The 16,452-nt window shown below is 74.1% G+C and carries 17 protein-coding genes; 9 read left to right on the top strand and 8 right to left on the bottom strand.

What is annotated here, in order from left to right:
* Window positions 1–10: 10 nt before the first annotated feature.
* Both ACN27A_RS07800 and ACN27A_RS07795 read left to right on the top strand, forming a co-directional pair.
* Window positions 11–814, top strand: a complete 804-nt coding sequence (locus ACN27A_RS07800; protein WP_421450813.1) for a hypothetical protein — start codon at window positions 11–13, stop codon at window positions 812–814.
* Complete coding sequence (locus tag ACN27A_RS07795; RefSeq protein WP_421450811.1) at window positions 811–1,626, top strand: SDR family NAD(P)-dependent oxidoreductase; 816 nt, start codon at window positions 811–813, stop codon at window positions 1,624–1,626. Before ACN27A_RS07800 ends, ACN27A_RS07795 begins: the two co-directional genes overlap by 4 nt.
* A 36-nt stretch (window positions 1,627–1,662) precedes the next feature.
* Here ACN27A_RS07795 and ACN27A_RS07790 read toward each other — a convergent pair whose 3' ends face one another.
* From ACN27A_RS07790 to ACN27A_RS07780, 3 genes are read right to left on the bottom strand one after another with little or no spacing between them, the layout of a single operon-like run.
* Window positions 1,663–2,244: a nuclear transport factor 2 family protein gene (locus ACN27A_RS07790; protein WP_421450809.1), complete on the bottom strand. Its 582-nt coding sequence runs from the start codon at window positions 2,242–2,244 to the stop codon at window positions 1,663–1,665.
* A gap of 22 nt (window positions 2,245–2,266) precedes the next feature.
* Window positions 2,267–3,088 (bottom strand): SDR family NAD(P)-dependent oxidoreductase, encoded by an 822-nt coding sequence (locus ACN27A_RS07785; RefSeq protein ID WP_421450807.1) that lies wholly within the window; start codon window positions 3,086–3,088, stop codon window positions 2,267–2,269.
* Between the two features lie 55 nt (window positions 3,089–3,143).
* Window positions 3,144–4,358, bottom strand: a complete 1,215-nt coding sequence (locus ACN27A_RS07780; protein WP_421458400.1) for an MFS transporter — start codon at window positions 4,356–4,358, stop codon at window positions 3,144–3,146.
* Window positions 4,359–4,455: 97 nt separating this feature from the next.
* Between ACN27A_RS07780 and ACN27A_RS07775 the strand changes: the two genes are divergently transcribed.
* From ACN27A_RS07775 to ACN27A_RS07765, 3 genes are read left to right on the top strand one after another with little or no spacing between them, the layout of a single operon-like run.
* A complete protein-coding gene (locus ACN27A_RS07775) occupies window positions 4,456–5,355 on the top strand; it encodes an SDR family oxidoreductase (protein WP_421450805.1) in 900 nt (299 codons plus the stop codon).
* Between the two features lies 1 nt (window position 5,356).
* The gene (locus tag ACN27A_RS07770; protein ID WP_421450802.1) at window positions 5,357–6,541 is read left to right on the top strand and encodes an acyl-CoA dehydrogenase family protein; all 1,185 of its coding nucleotides are present in this window, start codon (window positions 5,357–5,359) and stop codon (window positions 6,539–6,541) included.
* Between the two features lie 10 nt (window positions 6,542–6,551).
* Complete coding sequence (locus ACN27A_RS07765) at window positions 6,552–7,697, top strand: acyl-CoA dehydrogenase family protein (protein WP_421450800.1); 1,146 nt, start codon at window positions 6,552–6,554, stop codon at window positions 7,695–7,697.
* Window positions 7,698–7,770: 73 nt separating this feature from the next.
* Here ACN27A_RS07765 and ACN27A_RS07760 read toward each other — a convergent pair whose 3' ends face one another.
* Entirely contained in the window at window positions 7,771–8,577 is an 807-nt protein-coding gene (locus ACN27A_RS07760) for an SDR family oxidoreductase (RefSeq protein WP_421450798.1), read from the bottom strand.
* A complete protein-coding gene (locus ACN27A_RS07755) occupies window positions 8,574–9,728 on the bottom strand; it encodes an acetyl-CoA C-acetyltransferase (protein ID WP_421450796.1) in 1,155 nt (384 codons plus the stop codon). Before ACN27A_RS07755 ends, ACN27A_RS07760 begins: the two co-directional genes overlap by 4 nt.
* A gap of 182 nt (window positions 9,729–9,910) precedes the next feature.
* On the opposite strand from ACN27A_RS07755, the gene ACN27A_RS07750 reads away from it, so the two are divergent.
* Window positions 9,911–11,548, top strand: a complete 1,638-nt coding sequence (locus tag ACN27A_RS07750; protein ID WP_421458399.1) for a FadD3 family acyl-CoA ligase — start codon at window positions 9,911–9,913, stop codon at window positions 11,546–11,548.
* 302 nt (window positions 11,549–11,850) lie between these two features.
* Here the strand turns inward: ACN27A_RS07750 and ACN27A_RS07745 are convergent, their stop codons facing one another.
* Both ACN27A_RS07745 and ACN27A_RS07740 read right to left on the bottom strand, forming a co-directional pair.
* The gene (locus ACN27A_RS07745; protein WP_421450795.1) at window positions 11,851–12,927 is read right to left on the bottom strand and encodes a phosphotransferase family protein; all 1,077 of its coding nucleotides are present in this window, start codon (window positions 12,925–12,927) and stop codon (window positions 11,851–11,853) included.
* Window positions 12,928–12,939: 12 nt separating this feature from the next.
* A complete protein-coding gene (locus ACN27A_RS07740) occupies window positions 12,940–13,527 on the bottom strand; it encodes a TetR/AcrR family transcriptional regulator (RefSeq protein WP_311410309.1) in 588 nt (195 codons plus the stop codon).
* 195 nt (window positions 13,528–13,722) lie between these two features.
* Here ACN27A_RS07740 and ACN27A_RS07735 point away from each other — a divergent pair, with 195 nt between their 5' ends.
* Genes ACN27A_RS07735 through ACN27A_RS07725 form a run of 3 tightly spaced genes read left to right on the top strand, consistent with a single transcriptional unit; the run spans window position 13,723 to window position 15,545 of the window.
* A complete protein-coding gene (locus ACN27A_RS07735; protein ID WP_421450793.1) occupies window positions 13,723–14,679 on the top strand; it encodes an SDR family NAD(P)-dependent oxidoreductase in 957 nt (318 codons plus the stop codon).
* Between the two features lie 48 nt (window positions 14,680–14,727).
* Entirely contained in the window at window positions 14,728–15,060 is a 333-nt protein-coding gene (locus ACN27A_RS07730) for a hypothetical protein (protein ID WP_421450790.1), read from the top strand.
* Complete coding sequence (locus ACN27A_RS07725; protein ID WP_421458398.1) at window positions 14,958–15,545, top strand: sugar phosphate isomerase/epimerase family protein; 588 nt, start codon at window positions 14,958–14,960, stop codon at window positions 15,543–15,545. The genes ACN27A_RS07730 and ACN27A_RS07725 overlap by 103 nt, the downstream gene beginning before the upstream one ends.
* 53 nt (window positions 15,546–15,598) lie before the next feature.
* Here ACN27A_RS07725 and ACN27A_RS07720 read toward each other — a convergent pair whose 3' ends face one another.
* Entirely contained in the window at window positions 15,599–16,360 is a 762-nt protein-coding gene (locus tag ACN27A_RS07720) for an enoyl-CoA hydratase/isomerase family protein (protein WP_421450789.1), read from the bottom strand.
* Between the last annotated feature and the right edge of the window lie 92 nt (window positions 16,361–16,452).

Raw genomic sequence — 16,452 nt, 5'->3', positions numbered from 1 at the left:
GAGGGCAGAGATGATCCCGAGCACCCCGGAGACCGCCACCCGCGCCTTCTTCTCCTTCCCGAAGGTGACCGACCCCGCCCGCCATCGCGACTACAACGCGTGGCACCAGCTCGACCACCGCCCCGAGAACCTCGCCCTGCCCGGCGTCGTCCACGGCGACCGCTGGGTGCGTACCCCCGCGTGCGAGCGGCTCGGCAGCTACCCCGACCCCGCCCTCGCCGGCAGCCAGTACCTGGCGATGTACTGGTTCGCCGAGCCGGCCGCGGACTCGATCGCCGAGTGGAAGGACCTCGGCGACCGGGCGGTCCACCAGGGCCGGCGTCCGGAGCTGGCCTGGACCGAACGGCCGATGACCCGGATGTTCCGCCCTGTTCAGGGCTACGTGGCCCGCCGGGCCTTCGTCACCCTCGCCGCGCTGCCGTTCCGGCCCCACCGCGGGGTGTACGTCGAGGTGAGCCGGGTCGAGACCTCCCCGCTCCCCGACGTGGCCGACCTGTCGCGGTTCGAGCACGAGACCCAGGTGCCCGACCTGCTCGCGCGCGACGGCGTCGCGGGCGTGTGGACCTTCCGCAGCGCCCCGAGCCGTGGCAACCCCGACGGACCGGTCACGCGGGTCCGCCTCACCTACCTCGAGGCGGACCCGGTCGAGTTCGCGCGGGCCCTGGCCGTGGACCCGCTGCCCGCCCCGCCCGCGGCGCTCGCCGGCACGGCCACGCCGCTGCTCGCCGGGCCCCTGGCCACCATCACCCCCTGGGAGTGGGACTGGTTCGACGAGGCCGCCGCCGTGGCGACGGGCAGCGGGGCGGGGGCATGAGCGAGGCCACAGGCGTGACCGGCCTGCGCGAGCGCTACGGGCCCTGGGCCCTGGTCGTCGGGGGTTCCGAGGGGGTCGGCGCCGCGTTCGCCGAGCAGTTGGCGCGGGCCGGCCTCGGCGTCGTGCTCGTCGCCCGCAAGCCCGAGGCCCTCGCGGAGGTCGCCGACCGGGTCCGGGCCCACGGGGCCCCGTGCCGGGTGCTCGCGCTGGACCTGCTCGACGCGGACGCGACCGCCCGGATCGTCGAGGCAGTGGCCGACCTCGACCTCGGCCTGCTCGTCCTCAACGCCGGCGCGAACACCTACCGCAGCCGCTTCGTCGAGGCGGACCTCGCCCGGGTCCAGGCCGTCATCGACCTCAACGTCACCCGCCCGCTGGAGCTCTGCCGGGAGTTCGGTGCCCGGCTCGCCGCACGCGGCCGTGGCGGCATCCTCGTCGTCGGCTCCTCGGCCGGCTACCTCGGCCACGCCCACATCGGCGTCTACGCCGCGGCCAAGGCCTTCGCCCGGATCTTCACCGAGGGCCTGTGGCTCGAACTCGGGCAGGTCGGCGTCGACGTGCTGCACCTCGTACTCGGGCTCACGGCCACGCCCGCCATGGAACGAGCGGGCCTCGACCTGACCGGAGCGGCCGACCCGGCCGACGTGGCCGCGCAGGGCCTGGCAGCCCTGGGCGCCGGCCCGGTACACGTCGTGCGCCAGCAGGCCGAGGTCGCCGCGCGGCGCTCCGGCCTGGACCGGGCCGCCCTCGTCGCCGGCAACCACGGCGGGATGCGCGCGATGCTCGGCGGGGGCGCGCCCGGCCCGAGCTGACGGCCGGATCCGGCGGCTAGGCACCCGGTCCGGCGGCTAGGCGCCCAGGCCGGCGGGCGGCCACGGGAGGCTGACCGGGTCGGACCCGTCGCGGGCTCCCCGCAGCGAGGCCTCGGGGATCGGCCACTGCCCGGCGAGGTCGTCGACCCGCTGCCACTCCGAGACGGTGAGACGCTCCCGCACCCGCCACTCACCCGCGCGCCGGGTGACGAGGTCGACGTAGCGGAACCCGCTGACGAGGTTGCCGTGCGGCGGCTCCGACGCGCTGCGCTGGAACGCGATGCCGTACGTCTCGGCCCGGGCCCGGTCCGGGTCCGCCTGGTCGAGCTCGACCAGGACGTTCGTCAGGTAGTGCATCGTCATGGTGCGCCGCGCCACGAGCGCGAAGACGACGTCCAGCGTCGTGTCCCGGTCGGCCACTGTTCCGCCGAGGGTGATCCGGGCGTCCGGGTGGAAGGCGCTCGCGGCGAGGTCCCGGTCCATCCGGTCGACCCCGCGCGCGTAGCGCAGCAGGGCCCGCTCGATGGCCCGCTCGGCGAGCAGCGCGTCCAGCACGCCCAGCCCGACCGAGCCGGAGGCCCTGGTCGCCGCGTGCCCTTCGCCGCGGGGGCCCGACATCGAGGGGACGGACCGGGGCTGCTCAGACACCGAAGCCCCCGTCGACGTCGAGCTTCTGCCCGGTGACGAAGTCGGCCCGGTCGCTGGCCAGGAAGCAGGCGGCCTCGGCGACGTCGAGGGCGGCACCGAACCGCCGCAGCGGGGTCGAGGACCGGGCCACGGCCAGGGCGCGTTCGTCGAGGTCCCCGGAGGCGATGAGCCGCTCGGCCATCCCGTCGGTGAGCATGCCCGGCCCGACGCAGTTGAACCGGATGCCGAAGCGGCCCTCCTCGTTGGCGAAGGCCCGCACGAGCGCCTCGACCGCCGCCTTCGGCGCGGCGGAGAGGCCGTCGCGGGCGGGGTAGCGCGCCGTCGCCGCGGTCGTGATCGCCACGACGTTGCCGCGGCTCTCCCGCAGGGCCGGCAGGCAGGCCGAGACCAGCGTGAAGAAGGCGGTCGTGTCGTTGGCCACCTGTGTGGCGAACTGCCCGGGGCTCACCGTCGACAGGTGCCGCATGGGCACGTGCGGCCCGGCCGCGTGCACGACCGTGTGCAGCGGACCGTGGCCTCCGGTGAGGGCGGTCACGAGCGCGGCGGTGGTCTCGGCGTCGGTGAGGTCGAGGCGGTGCGCCGAGTGCGTGCCGGACGCGACGGGCGGCAGTACGTCGCGCACCTGCCGGGCCGCCTCGGCGTTGCCGCGGTAGGTGATCGCCACCGCCGACCCCCGACGGGCCAGCTCGAGGGCGACGACCCGGCCGATGCCCCCGCTGCCGCCGGTGACGAGCGCGAACCCGGTGCGGTGGGCGAAGTCGGCGGGCACGGGCAGCGCCGCCGCGGGCGTGGTCGGGGGGGACTGGTCGGTCACGGCGGACTCCTTCGAGGGGCGGCGGGTCGGCAGGGAGCAGGAGGGGCCGGGGCGGTCACGTCGCGGGCAGGGGGGCGGTGCCCCCGCGCCGCAACCGCACGATCACCGTGATCGCCGTCGCGAGGCACGCGGCGGCGTACAGCAGGAAGGCGGTCGCGGAACCGAACCACGTGCTCAGCCCGCCGAGCAGGAGGGCACCGAACGGCATGCCGCCCCAGCCGAGGAAGTAGAGGCTCATCGCCCGGCCGCGCTGCGCGTCGTCGACGACCCGCTGGACGACGGTCTGCAGGATCACCATGGCGCCGATGCTGAACGAGCCGCACAGCAGCGCGGCCGCCGCGAGCACGGGAACGGTCGTCGCCGCCCCGAGCAGCGCGGTGCTCACGGCGAGCAGGCCGAGGGTGGCCGCGGCGTGCCACACGGTGGCGACGCGCCCGGAGAGCCGGGCCACGACGAGGACCCCGAGGAACGAGCCCAGCCCGGTCAGGGCCACGAGCATGGGGAAGACCGTCTCCGGATGGTCCGAGGTCGAGGTCGCCCGGACGGCGAGCTGGGTCGTGAATGTGCACCCGAAGAAGGCGTTGACCCCCACGATGACCAGGCAGAGCGCGGCCGGGGGCCGCTCCCGGGCGTGCCGGATGCCGCCGCGGACCTGCGCCGCCAGGCTCTCGCGGACGACGGGGGTGGCCGGCGGGACGCGACGGGTGCGCACCGCGACGGCGGCGGCGACCGCGGCGAGACTGAGCGTCGCGTACATCACGAACGTGCCCAGCGGTCCCCAGGCCACGAGGATCAGCCCGGCGACCGCGGGGCCGATCGAGCGGGCGAGGTTGAGCCCGGCGGCCTGGATCGGGACGGCGTTGCCGAGCGCGTCGGCCGGGACGGTGTTGGCCACGAGGGCCTGGGTCACCGGGGACAGGAAGCTGATCCCGGTGCCGGCGAGGAAGGCGAGCCCGAGCAGCACGGGCAGGTCGACGACCCTGGCCGCGACCGTCGCCGCGCAGACCCCGGCCAGGACGCTCGTCGCCAGGAGAACGCCGATCTGCAGCCGCCGCCGGTCGAAGGCGTCGGCCAGCACCCCGGCGGGGATGGAGAAGAGCGTGAACGGCACGAGCAGGCAGAAGAAGAGCGCGCCCATCGTCGCCGGGGTGCCGTCGACCTCGGTGAGCACCGACTGGAAGGCGATGTTGCAGCCCCAGTAGCCGGCCTGGGACAGCACCAGGGTCAGGAGTACGAAGCGGAAGTCTCGGAATCGCAGGGCCGAGAACATCGTCACGTGGTCCGCCGTCCTTCTGTCGTTTCGCGGACCCTACCAAGCGCTTGCTTGCATAGCTAGTGTCGGATGTGGTTTTCTGGCCGCACCACGAGTGAAGGGGCGTGTCGTGAGCGGCTTCTGCGTAGGACGAACGGTGATCGTGACCGGTGCGGGACAGGGGCTGGGCCGGGCGCACGCCCTCGAGTACGCCCACCAGGGCGCCGACGTCGTCGTCAACGACGTCGAGAGCAGCCGGGAGGCGGCCCAGGCCGTCGTCGACGAGATCCGCGCAGCGGGCGGTCGCGCGGTCGTCAGCGCCGGCGACGTCAGCGACTGGGCCTACGGCGAGCGCCTCGTGCGCGAGACCGTCGAGACCTTCGGCGGGCTGCACACCCTCGTCAACAACGCCGGCATCAACCGCGACCGGATGCTCGTCAACATGAGCGAGCAGGAGTGGGACTCCGTCCTGCGGGTCGACCTCAAGGGCCACTTCGTCCCGATGCGCCACGCCGCCGCGTACTGGCGGGACGAGGCCAAGGCCGGCCGCCAGGTCGCCGCCCGCGTCGTCAACACGTCCTCCGGCGCCGGGCTCATGGGCAGCGTCGGGCAGGGCAACTACGGCGCCGCCAAGGCCGGGATCGCCGCCCTGACCCGGATCGCGGCCGTCGAGTGGGCCCGCTACGGCATCGTCGTCAACGCGATCGCCCCCTCGGCCCGTACGCCGATGACCGAGGCCGTCTTCGCCGAGGCGATGGCCGCCCCCGAAACGGGCTTCGACGCGATGGACCCGGCCAACGTCTCCCCGCTGGTGGTCTGGCTCGGATCCGACGCCGCGCAGGCCGTCACCGGAGCCGTCTTCGAGGTCGCCGGCGGGGAGGTCTCGCTCGCCGACGGCTGGCGCCACGGGCCGGCCGCCACCAGGGGCGAGCGGTGGAAGCCGGAGGAACTCACCGACGCGATCGCCGACCTCGTCGCCCGCGCCGAGCCGCCGACCCCCGTCTACGGTGCCTGACATGGGTACGGACGCGGCGCGGGCCACCGGTGCGCCGGTCAGCGACGAGCAGTTCCGGGCCGAGATCCGCGGCTGGCTCCACGAGGCCCTCACCGGGCCGTTCGCCGCAGCCGTCGGCACCGGCGGCGAGGGACGCGAGCACGAGGCGCACGAGCTGCGCCGCGAGTGGGAGCGTCACCTGGGCCGGGCCGGCTGGATCGGCCTCGGCTGGCCCAGCGAGTACGGCGGTCGGCCCGCGACCCTCGCCCAGCAGGTCATCTTCCACGAGGAGTACGCCCGCGCGGCCGCCCCCGGCCGGCTCGGGCACATGTCCGAGCAGCTGCTCGGCCCGACGCTGCTCGCCTTCGGCACGCCGGAACAGAAGGCGCGGTTCCTGCCCGGCATCACCAGCGGCGAGGACATCTGGTGCCAGGGCTACTCCGAGCCCGGCGCCGGCTCGGACCTCGCCGGGGTGCGTACCCGCGCCGAGCGCCGGGGCGACAGCTACGTCATCACCGGGCAGAAGGTGTGGACCTCCCTCGCGCACCTGGCCGACTGGTGCTTCGTGCTGTGCCGCACCGACCCTGGCTCGACCCGGCACGCGGGCCTGTCCTACCTGCTCGTGCCGATGGACCAGCCCGGCATCACGGTGCGCCCGATCACCCAGCTGACCGGCACGAGCGAGTTCAACGAGGTCTTCTTCGACGGGGCCGTCGCCGCCGTCGAGCACCGCGTCGGCGCCGAGGGCGAGGGCTGGAAGGTCGCCATGGGCACCCTGGGCTTCGAGCGCGGCGTGTCCACCCTCGGCCAGCAGATCGGCTTCCGCCGGCGCCTCGACGCCGTCATCGCCCGGGCCCACTCCAACGGCGCCTGGCAGGAGCCGGTGCTGCGTGACCGCCTCGTCGATGCCTACATCGGGCTGGAGGTGATGCGGCACACGGCGGTGCGGCTGCTCGCGTCCGCCGGTGAAGGGCTGTCCGGCCTGGAGGCGTCGATCTCCAAGCTGCAGTGGGCCACGTGGAACCGCTCGCTCGGCGAGCTCGCGGTCGACGTCGAGGGGGCCGGGGCGCTGCTCACCGGGCCCGGGTACGAGCTGGACGACGCCCAGACCCACTTCCTCTTCAGCCGCGCCAACACGATCTACGGCGGCTCCAACGAGATCCAGCGCAACATCATCGCCGAGCGCCTGCTCGGTCTGCCCCGGTGAGGTGAGGACGATGACCGAAGCGAGCGCCGGTCCCCAGCGTGTGGCCGAGGCGTTGTCGCCCGAGGCGGCCGAGGAGGTGGCCCAGGTCCGCGCCTCCGTCGTCGAGGTGCTCGACGAGCGGGCCGACCTGCGCCGCACCCACGAGCTCATGGTCGGGGCGCCGGGCCACGACCCGCGGCTGCACGAACTGCTCACGGCCGAGCTGGGCCTGCTCGGCCTCGTCGTGCCGGAGCACCTCGGCGGGCTCGGCCTCGACGTGTCCGCCGCGACCGCCGTCATCGAGGAACTCGGGGCCCGGCTCGTGCCCGGCGCGCTCGCGACGAGCCTCACCGCGATCCTCGCCGCCCGCGCCCTCGGCCCGAGCGCCGAGCCCCTGCTGGCGCGCGTCGTGGACGGGCAGCTGACCCTCGCCAGCGCCCTCGCCGAGGACGGCACGGGCTGGGACCTCGAGCGGACCGGCACCCGGGCCACCGGCACCTCGGACGAGTGGGCGCTGACCGGGACCAAGACCCTCGTCGCCGGGGTCGAGGCCGCCCGGGTCGTCCTCGTCACCGCCCGGGACGCCGGCGGTGGGCTCGGCGTCTACGCCGTGGACCCGACCGACGCCGGGGTGGACGTGCGGACGCACATGACGCTCGACCAGACCCGGCGGCTGAGCACGGTGCACCTCCGCGGGGCCGCCGCCACCCGGGTCGACGCCCCCGGCGGCGAGGGGGCCCGGGTGCTGCTCGACCACGTGCGCGCCATGCTCGCGCTGGAGTCGGCCGCCGCCGCCCGCGCCTGCCTCGACCGCACCGTCGACTACCTCAAGGTCCGCGAGCAGTTCGGCCGCCCGATCGGGTCGTTCCAGGCCCTCAAGCACCGCTGCGCCGACCTGGCCGTCGCGGTCGCCGGGGCGCGGGCCACGGCCGACCACCTCGTCACGACGCTGCGCACCGGGGCCGCCACCCGCTCGCACGACGCGGCACTGGCCAAGCTCGTGTGCACCGACACGCTGATGACCGTCGCCGCCGAGGCGATCCAGCTGCACGGCGGCATCGGGTTCACCTTCGAGCACGACGCGCACCTGTTCTTCAAGCGCGGCAAGTCGGCCCAGCTGCTGGCCGGCTCCCCGGCGGCGGTCCGCGCCGAGGTGGCGGCGCTCGCCGGTCTCTGAGCCGGCCGCCGACAGCGCATGACAGCGGGGTCCGACCGGTGCGGACCCCGCTGTCGTACGTGCGCCGCTGGGCTCAGCCGAGCGGGCCGGTGCCGGGCGGCTGGGCGGCCAGGTGCCGCGAGGGGATCTCACCGCCCCCGGCGACCACGATCTCCGTGCCGGTGACGTACCCGGCCAGCGGCGAGGCGAGCAGCAGGCAGGCCGCGGCGACGTCGGCCGGGGTGGCCATCCGCCGCATGGGGATCGTCCGGGCCACCCGGTCCTGTCCCGCCTCGTCGCCGTAGTAGAGGTGCGACAGCTCGGTCCGCACGAGACCCACCGTCACCTGGTTGACCCGCACGGCCGGCGCGAAGTCGAGCCCGAGGCACCGGGTCAGCATCGTCAGGCCCGCCTTGGCGGCCGCGTACGCGGCGGTGTCGGGGGCCGGGTTGGCCCCGGCGACCGAGCCGATGTTGATGATCGTCCCGCTGCCCTGCCGCTGCATGACCTCGTTGGCCTGCTGGGCGACGTAGAACGGAGCGAGCAGGTTGAGCGTGACGATCGCCGAGACGAAGCGGGGGGAGACCGTCGCGGTGTCGGCGTTCGGCGCGCCACCGGCGTTGTTGACCAGGATGTCGAGCCGGCCGAACCGGTCCACCGCTGCGGCGACGAGGGACTTGGCCTGCTCCGGGTCGCGCACGTCCGACCGGACGAAGACGGGCGTGCGTCCGTCGACCTCGGGCAGCTGCTCGGGCTCGCTGCGGCCGCACACGAGCACCCGCGCCCCAGCCCCGAGGAAGGTACGGGTGATCTCGGCGCCGATGCCACGGGTGCCTCCGGTGACGATGGCGACCTGGCCGGTCAGGTCGACGCCCTCGGGCATGGCGGGGGAGTGGGTCATCCGAGCCTCTCGATGATCGTCACGTTGGCCTGGCCGCCGCCCTCACACATCGTCTGCAGGCCGTAGCGGCCGCCGGTGCGCTCGAGCTCGTGCAGCAGGGTGGTCATGAGCCGGGCGCCGGTGGCGCCGAGGGGGTGGCCCAGGGCGATCGCGCCGCCGTTGACGTTTACCCGTTCCGGGTCGGCCCCCGTCTCCCTGATCCAGGCGAGCACGACCGAGGCGAACGCCTCGTTGACCTCGAACAGGTCGATGTCCTCGACCGACAGCCCGGTACGCCCGAGCGCGTGGGCGGTGGCCGGGATCGGGGCGGTGAGCATCCACACCGGGTCGTCGGCGCGCACCGACAGGTGGTGGATCCGGGCGCGCGGGGTCACCCCGTGCTCGGCCACGGCCCGCTCGCTCATCACGAGCAGGGCGGCCGCGCCGTCGCAGATCTGGCTCGCCGCGGCGGCGGTGACCCGACCGCCCGGGGTGAGCGGGTTCAGGCCGGCCATCTTCTCCAGGCTCGTGTCGGCGCGCGGACAGGTGTCGGTGTCGACCTCGCCGACGGCGCGGATCTCGCGGGTGAAGCGGCCCTCGGCGATGGCCCGCAGGGCCCGCTCGTGGCTGCGCAGGGCGAAGCGCTCCATGTCCTCCCGGCTGATGTCCCACTTCCCGGCGATCATCTCGGCCGAGCGGAACTGCGAGATCTCCTCGTCGCCGTAGCGCTCGCGCCAGCCTTTGGAGCCGGAGAAGGGGTCGGCGAAGCCGTACTGCTGGCCGGTGAGCATCGCGGCCGAGATGGGGATGGCGCTCATGTTCTGCACGCCCCCGGCGACGACGACGTCGTTGACTCCGGCCATGACGGCCTGGGCCGCGAAGTGCACCGCCTGCTGGCTCGAGCCGCACTGCCGGTCGACGGTGACCCCCGGCACGTGCTGCGGGAGGCCGCCGGCGAGCCAGGCGGTGCGGGCGATGTCGCCGGCCTGTGAACCGATGGTGTCGACGCAGCCGAACACGACGTCCTCGACGGCGTCGGGGTCGATCCCCGAGGAGCTCATGAGACTGGTGAGCGCGGCGGCGCCCAGGTCAGCGGAGTGGATGCCCGCGAGTGCGCCGCCGCGTCGCGTGACGGGGGTGCGGACGGCGTCCACGATGTATGCCTCTGCCACCGGGTTCCCTTCCTGCGGATGCCTCGCCGGTCGGTGCCGGACGTCGGATCGGTTGAGTCTGCGTGGCTCGCTGACGGGGTGGCCGGCGACGCCGCAGCTAGTCTAGCAAGCGCTTGGTTGGTAGTCTGTGCTCCGCGCCAGACAAGTGACCGGCTCCGCGTGAGGAGATGTGCGTGAGTGACGTGTTGACCACGATCCCCGCCCTGCTGCGGCAGGCCGCGCAGGACGCCGCCGAGATCGAGGCCCTGGTCGACGGTGACGTACGGATGACCTTCGCCGAGCTCGACGCGGCCGTCACCCGGTTCGCCCGGGCCGTGGTCGCGCACGGTCTCGAGCCGGGGGACCGCGTCGCCGTCTGGGCCCCGAACAGCGCCGAGTGGGTCGTCAGCGCCCTCGGCGTGCTGGCCGCCGGGGGCGTGCTCTGCCCCGTCAACACCCGCTTCCGGGGGGAGGAGGCGCGGTACGCCATCGCCAAGGTCCGGGCCACGATGGTCATCCTCGACGACACCTTCCTACGCGCCAACTATCTGGCCGCCCTGCGCGGCGACGGGCCACCACCGGCCGTCGGGCGCCCCGTGCCGCTGCTGCCCTCGGTGCGTACCGTCGTCGACCTGTCGGGCGCCGCCGGCCGCGAGCAGGCCGGTGCCGGCGTGTGGTCCCTGGCCGGCTTCACCGCGCTGGCCGACCAGGTCGACCCCGCCGTCGTCGACGGACGGATCGCCGCCCTCGACCCCGAGGGCATGGCCGACATCCTGTTCACCTCGGGCACCACCGGCTACCCCAAGGGCGCGATGGTCTCGCACGCCTCGAACCTGCGCGTCGACCTGCAGTGGGCCCGGCTCGTCGGGCTGCGGCGCGGCGACCGCTACCTCATGGTCAACCCGTTCTTCCACAGCTTCGGCTACCGGGCCGGCATCCTGGCCTGCCTGATCATGCGCGCCACGATCATCCCGGTCGCCGTGTTCGACGTCGGGACCGTGCTGCGTCTCGTCGAGCGGGAACGCGTCACGGTCTTCCCCGGCGCGCCCACCGTCTACACCTCCCTGCTCGAACACCCCGACTTCGGCGCCTACGACGTCAGCTCGGTACGCCTGGCCGTCACCGGCGCCACGATCGTCCCGGTGCCGCTGCTGCGCCGGATGCGCGAGGAACTCGGCTTCCGCGACGTCATCACCGCCTACGGCCTGACCGAGACGTGCGGCACCGCGACCGTGTGTCCGCCCGACGCCGACCTCGAGCGGATCTCGACCAGCTGCGGACGGGCGATCCCGGGCACCGAACTGCGGATCGCCGGTCTCGACGGGCAGGCGCTGCCGGCCGGTGAGTCCGGCGAGGTCCTCGTGCGTGGCTACAACGTGATGCTGGGCTACTTCGAGGACCCGGTCGCCACCGCGCAGGCCATCGACGAGGACGGCTGGCTGCACACCGGCGACGTCGGCTGGGTCGACGAGGACGGCTACCTGCGCATCACCGACCGGATCAAGGACGTCTACGTGGTCGGGGGCTTCAACGTCTACCCCGCCGAGGTCGAGCGCGTGCTGGGCGAGCACCCCGTGGTCTCCGACGTCGCCGTCGTCGGGGTCCCCGACGCGCGGATGGGCGAGGTCGGCCGCGCCTTCGTGCAGACCGTTCCCGACTGGAGTGGGGACGAGTCGGTGCTCGTCGACGAACTCGAGGCGTGGTGCCGGGAGCGGCTGGCGAACTTCAAGCGCCCCCGCAGCTTCAACGTCGTTCCGGCCCTGCCACGAACCCCCAGCGGAAAGATCCAGAAGTTCAAGCTCACCACGGCTCGCGGGCCCGACACCCCCGACCAGACCTGACACCGACGGCACCGCCGGCACGGGCGCCGGCCCGAAAATCGCGTCGGCCCGTCGCAGGTGACGCTCGCGGCGTCCGTGCGGGTCGGTGCGACGCTGTCGAGCTGCCCCACGCATGCGACCAACCGGCGCCGACCCCTGCCCCGTCCACAGGGGCAGCTCGACAGTGCACCTGACCCGGCAGCGGGCGATCCATCCCGCCCGGTCGGCGTACTGCTCGACAACCTCGAAACCGGCAACGACTCGCGTCCTTACGCCCGCCGCGCTGGGCTTCGTGATGCCCGCCGCCGTGCGCCGGATCGAGGTCAGCGCCGGCGCAGCGCCGCCGCGAGGGTCGCGGCCCGGCCGGCGACGGCGGCCGCCTGCGCGGCGAACGAGGCCGCGGTGCGGTCGCCACCGCTCATCGCGCCCTGCGCGACCCTGGTGTGCACGCCCTCGACGATGCAGGCGGTCTTCCACCAGTTGTAGGCGACGAAGTAGTCGATCCGGGCCGGGTCGGTGCCGGTGGCGAGGCAGTACCGGGTGAGCAGCTCGTCCCGGGTCGAGAAGCCGGGCAGGACCGTGGCCGGGTCGTGCAGCGCTCGGGCCTCGTCGTCGGCCTGTGCCCAGTAGACGAGCAGCTGGCCGACGTCGGCCAGGGGGTCTCCGACCGTGGTCAGCTCCCAGTCGAGCACGCCCTGCATCCGCCATCGGGAGTCGAGCATGCAGTTGTCGAGGCGGAAGTCGCCGTGCACGATCCCGGAGCGGGACTGCTCGGGAGCCGCGGCCACGAGATGCTCGTGCGCGGTCTGCAGATCGGGCAGGTCGCGGATCCTGGTCCGGTGCCAGTTGTCGTGCCAGCGCCCGAGCTGACGGGTGACGTAGTCACGGCGGTGGGCCAGGCCCCCGAGCCCGATGAGCTCCGGCTCGAGCCCGTGCAGGGCCACGAGGGCGTCGACGAGCGTGGGGCCGATGAGCGCGCGGTCGGCCTCGGTGGTGAGCCGCTCGACGTCGGCGGGGCTGCGCAGGATCGTGCCGTCGAGGTGCTCGAGCACGACGAGAGGGGCGCCGGCGACCTCGCCCGTCTCCTCGACGGCGAGCACTCGCGGCGCCGGGAGGTGGCCGTGCAGCCCGCGCAGGATCCGCGCCTCGCGTAGCACGTCGTGCGCGGTGGCCGGGTGGTTCCCGAGCGGTGGACGTCGCAGCACGACGACGTGGCCGGCCGCGTCGGTGGTCCGGTAGGTGAGGTTGGAGCGTCCCCCGGCGACGAGCTCGTGTCGCAGGTTCCCCCGCAGCTCGGGCACGGCGCGGCCGAGCCAGGCGTCGACCTCCGCCGGGAGCCCGGCGTGTCGGGTGGTGCCGCTCGGGGCCGGACCGGTCCGGGCATGGCCTGCTGCCGTCATGGGGGCGCCTCCTCAGTCGCGGGCGAGGATCCCGTCGAGGTACACCGAGACGAGGTCGTCGGCGAAGGTCGCCCTGGTGTACGACGGGGTCGGCTTGAACCAGCGGACCGAGAGCCACAGCGAGTCACGCAGCATGCGGTGCAGGACGCGTACCGGGATGTCGTTGCGGAAGTCGCCCGTGGCGATGCCGGCCTCGAGCACCTCGATCCAGGCCCGCTGGATCGACGTGGCCGACTCGCGGATGTGTTCGTAGCCCTCGATCGTGGGCAGGTAGTTGCTCGAGTTCTGGTAGATCTCGGTCGCGTGCGGGTGGGCCTCGATGTTGGCCAGCGAGCTCGTCACCAGCTCGCGTAGCTGGGTCGCCGGGCCTTCCCCGGACGCCAGCACCTTGGCGTAGCGGTCGGTCAGGTCGGTGAGGTAGTCCGAGATGATCGCGTCGACCATCTCGTCCTTCGACTTGAAGTGGTGGTAGAGGCTGCCCGAGAGGATGCCGACCGAGTCGGCGATCTCGCGGACGGTCGTGGCGCCGATTCCCTTGGCGGCGAACAGGTGCGCAGCGTTGTCGAGGATGACCGAGCGGCGGTCCTGGGTCGTCGACATCTGGGATGCTCCCGGTTCCTCGAACGTAGTTGGTCAAGCGCTTGTTATACCACTCGGGGCCGCCTCTGCCGGTACAGGTGAGGGCCTTCCTTGACTTGGGCGGCGCCGCCGCCTACCGTTCGGCCAACCAAGCGCTCGTTCGGTAACGCAGGGGCGTGGCGCTCCGGACTCCGATCGCCGAAAGGGGCTGCCCGCATGCCCGATCCGAGGACCGGTCCGACCCCGACCGTCCCGCCCGGCAGCGGGCCCGGTCGTCCGCCCGCCTCCAGCCGGGACGAGGGGGCCGGCCTGCTCGCCGGCCGCGTCGTCATCGTCACCGGCGCCGCCAACGGGTTGGGAGCGGCGTACGCGCGGGGCATCGCCGCGGCCGGGGCCCACGTGGTCGCCGTCGACGTCGACGGGCAGGGACTCGAGCGGCTCGGCGGGCAACTCGCCGCGGCCGGTGGCCGTGGCGCGATCCGGGTCGCCGACGTCGCGGACTGGGCGACCGCGCACGACGTCGTGGGTGACTGCCTCGCCGAGCACGGCCAGCTCGACGGCATCGTCAACAACGCGGGCGTCTTCGCCATGGCGCACGCCGGCACCGAGTCCGAGGCCACGGTGCGCCGGCTGCTCGAGGTCAACGTGCTCGGCACCATCGCCTGGGGGGACGCCGCGATCGCGGCGATGCGCACCCAGGGCCACGGGGTCCTGGTCAACGTCACCTCGGGCGAGCAGATGGGCCGCGCCGAGACGGCCGTGTACGGGGCGACGAAGGCCGCGATCGCCACGCTCACCTACGCGTGGGCAGCCGAGCTCGCCGAGGCCGGGATCCGCGTCAACGCCATCTCCCCCAACGCGCAGACCCGGATGGCCGAGGTGCTCGCGCAGTTCCGGGGTGCGCCGAGCGGGCAGAACGCGGGGATCGCCCCCGAGGCCAACGTGCCGCTGCTGATCTACCTGCTCTCGGACCTCAGCGCCGAGCTGACCGGCCAGGTGCTGCGCGCCAACGGTCCCGAGCTCATGCTGACGACCCACCCGGCGCTCGCCGACCCCGTGCTGCGGCACGCGGCGTGGACCCCGGAGCGGATCGCCGAGGCCGTCACGGCGCGGCTGCGGCCGCACCTGGCGCCCCTCGGGGTACGCCGGGTGCGCGTCGAATACCTCGACTGATCCGACGTCCGCCCACCCGGACGATCCGCCAACCCGACAGGGGGCCCGATGTCCGCCACGGTCAACCCGCTCTGCGTCAGCGGCATGGCCGCGATGTCCTGGGACCTGCCCGAGGAGATCGCGATGTACCGGCGTACCGGCACCGACCTCGTCGGCCTGCAGTGCGGCAAGGTCGCCGCCTTCGGCGTGCCGGCCCTCGGTGACCTGCTCGTCGCGCACGACGTGCGGCTCGGCTACCTCGTGCACGGCTTCACCGCCCATCCGGGCGACGAGTCGGGCTGGGCGCGGCAGATTTCGGCGCTGCGGACCGGGGCGTCGTCGACGCCCGTACGCTCGGCGCCGACCTCGTCTACCTCACGTCGGGCCCCTCGGCGCACCTGACGTGGGAGGAGGCGGCCGACCGGTTCGCCGAGCGGATCAGCCCGGCCGTGGCCGCCGCGCGCGAGCACGGGGTGCGCCTCGCTGTGGAGAACACCCTGCCGGTCAGGTGCGACCTCAGCTTCACGCACACCGCGCGGGACGCCCTCGCCCTGGCCGACCTCTGCGGCATCGGCGTCTGCCTCGACCTCTACTGCTGCTGGCAGGAGCGGGGCCTGACCGACCTGGTCCGCGAGCGGGTCGCGCGGATCGAGATCGTGCAGGTGTCCGACTTCCGGGTCGGCACCTCGACCTTCCCCAACCGGTGGGTGCCCGGGGACGCCGACCTGCCGATCGCCGGCCTGCTGGGCAGCGTGCTGCGGGCCGGCTACGCCGGCATCGTCGACGTCGAACTGCTCGGCCCGGCCATCGAGGCCGAGGGGGCCGAGTCGGCGGTGACCCGCTCGATCGCGTGGCTGCGCGATCAGATCGCGGCGGCGCGTCCCTGAGCGTCCAGGGCACGTCCGCCGCGAGCGGATCGCGGCGGCGCGCCCCTGAGCGCTCAGGGCGCGTCCGCCCACCGAGGGGCGCGCCTGGCGACGAACGCGGCCGCGCCCTCGGCGGCGTCCGGCCCGGCGAGCAGCTCGAGGGTCGCGAGTCGGTTGGCCGTGGCGAGGTCGCGTTCGCGGGTGTCCAGGCTCAGATGCATGAGCCGCTTGGTTGCCAGCACCGCCGCCGGAGAGTGGGCCGCGATCCGGGCGGCGAGCGCGAGCGCGCGGGGGAGGACCTCGTCGGCGGGGACCACGGCGTTGACCAGGCCCAGCTCGTGGGCCCGGGCCGCCGGAAGCGGCTCGGCCGTCAGCCCGAGCTCGAGGGCGACGGCGAGCGGCAGGCGACGGGGCAGGTCGGTGCCGCCCTCGGAGGCGGCGATGCCGCGCCCCACCTCGGGCAGTGCGAAGTAGGCGTGCTCGGCCGCGACGACGAGGTCGCAGGCGAGGGCGAGCTCGAAGCCGCCGCCGACGGCGGGCCCGTTGACCGCGGCGATGACCGGTTTTCGGTAGCCGCCGCGCAGTAGCGTGAGTGGACTGCGGGCCACGTCGACCAGGCGCCCCTCGGCCGCGGCGCGCAGGTCCATCCCGGCGCTGAAGGACAGCTCGCCGGTGCCGGTCAGCACGACCGCGCGTACGCCCGGGTCCGCGTCGTACCCGAGCAGGGCGTCGGTCATCGCCAGGAGGGTGTCGGGATCGAGGGCGTTGCGCACCTGCGGCCGGTTGATCCTGATGACACCCGCCGCGTCGACGCGCCCGCACACCAATGCGTCCAACGTCCCGTCCTCCTTCGCGTCAGGGTCTTGACCCTCTCCGGATGGCTGTTAGTCTACCAACCAAGCGCTTGCTACGTGGTGGCCCGGCCGCG

Source organism: Micromonospora sp. WMMD737 (genome assembly GCF_049179055.1).
Lineage (GTDB): Bacteria > Actinomycetota > Actinomycetes > Mycobacteriales > Micromonosporaceae > Micromonospora > Micromonospora reichwaldensis.
This window is presented reverse-complemented; position numbering and strand designations above follow the sequence as displayed.

What these genes read in the sequence shown, in the direction of transcription:
- ACN27A_RS07745 (WP_421450795.1), bottom strand. Translation starts at nt 12,927, where the DNA reads ATGACGGCAGCAGGCCATGCCCGGACCGGTCCGGCCCCGAGCGGCACC.
- ACN27A_RS07740 (WP_311410309.1), bottom strand. Translation starts at nt 13,527, where the DNA reads ATGTCGACGACCCAGGACCGCCGCTCGGTCATCCTCGACAACGCTGCG.
- ACN27A_RS07795 (WP_421450811.1), top strand. Translation starts at nt 811, where the DNA reads ATGAGCGAGGCCACAGGCGTGACCGGCCTGCGCGAGCGCTACGGGCCC.
- ACN27A_RS07735 (WP_421450793.1), top strand. Translation starts at nt 13,723, where the DNA reads ATGCCCGATCCGAGGACCGGTCCGACCCCGACCGTCCCGCCCGGCAGC.
- ACN27A_RS07790 (WP_421450809.1), bottom strand. Translation starts at nt 2,244, where the DNA reads ATGTCGGGCCCCCGCGGCGAAGGGCACGCGGCGACCAGGGCCTCCGGC.
- ACN27A_RS07770 (WP_421450802.1), top strand. Translation starts at nt 5,357, where the DNA reads ATGGGTACGGACGCGGCGCGGGCCACCGGTGCGCCGGTCAGCGACGAG.
- ACN27A_RS07765 (WP_421450800.1), top strand. Translation starts at nt 6,552, where the DNA reads ATGACCGAAGCGAGCGCCGGTCCCCAGCGTGTGGCCGAGGCGTTGTCG.
- ACN27A_RS07760 (WP_421450798.1), bottom strand. Translation starts at nt 8,577, where the DNA reads ATGACCCACTCCCCCGCCATGCCCGAGGGCGTCGACCTGACCGGCCAG.
- ACN27A_RS07800 (WP_421450813.1), top strand. Translation starts at nt 11, where the DNA reads ATGATCCCGAGCACCCCGGAGACCGCCACCCGCGCCTTCTTCTCCTTC.
- ACN27A_RS07730 (WP_421450790.1), top strand. Translation starts at nt 14,728, where the DNA reads ATGTCCGCCACGGTCAACCCGCTCTGCGTCAGCGGCATGGCCGCGATG.
- ACN27A_RS07780 (WP_421458400.1), bottom strand. Translation starts at nt 4,358, where the DNA reads ATGTTCTCGGCCCTGCGATTCCGAGACTTCCGCTTCGTACTCCTGACC.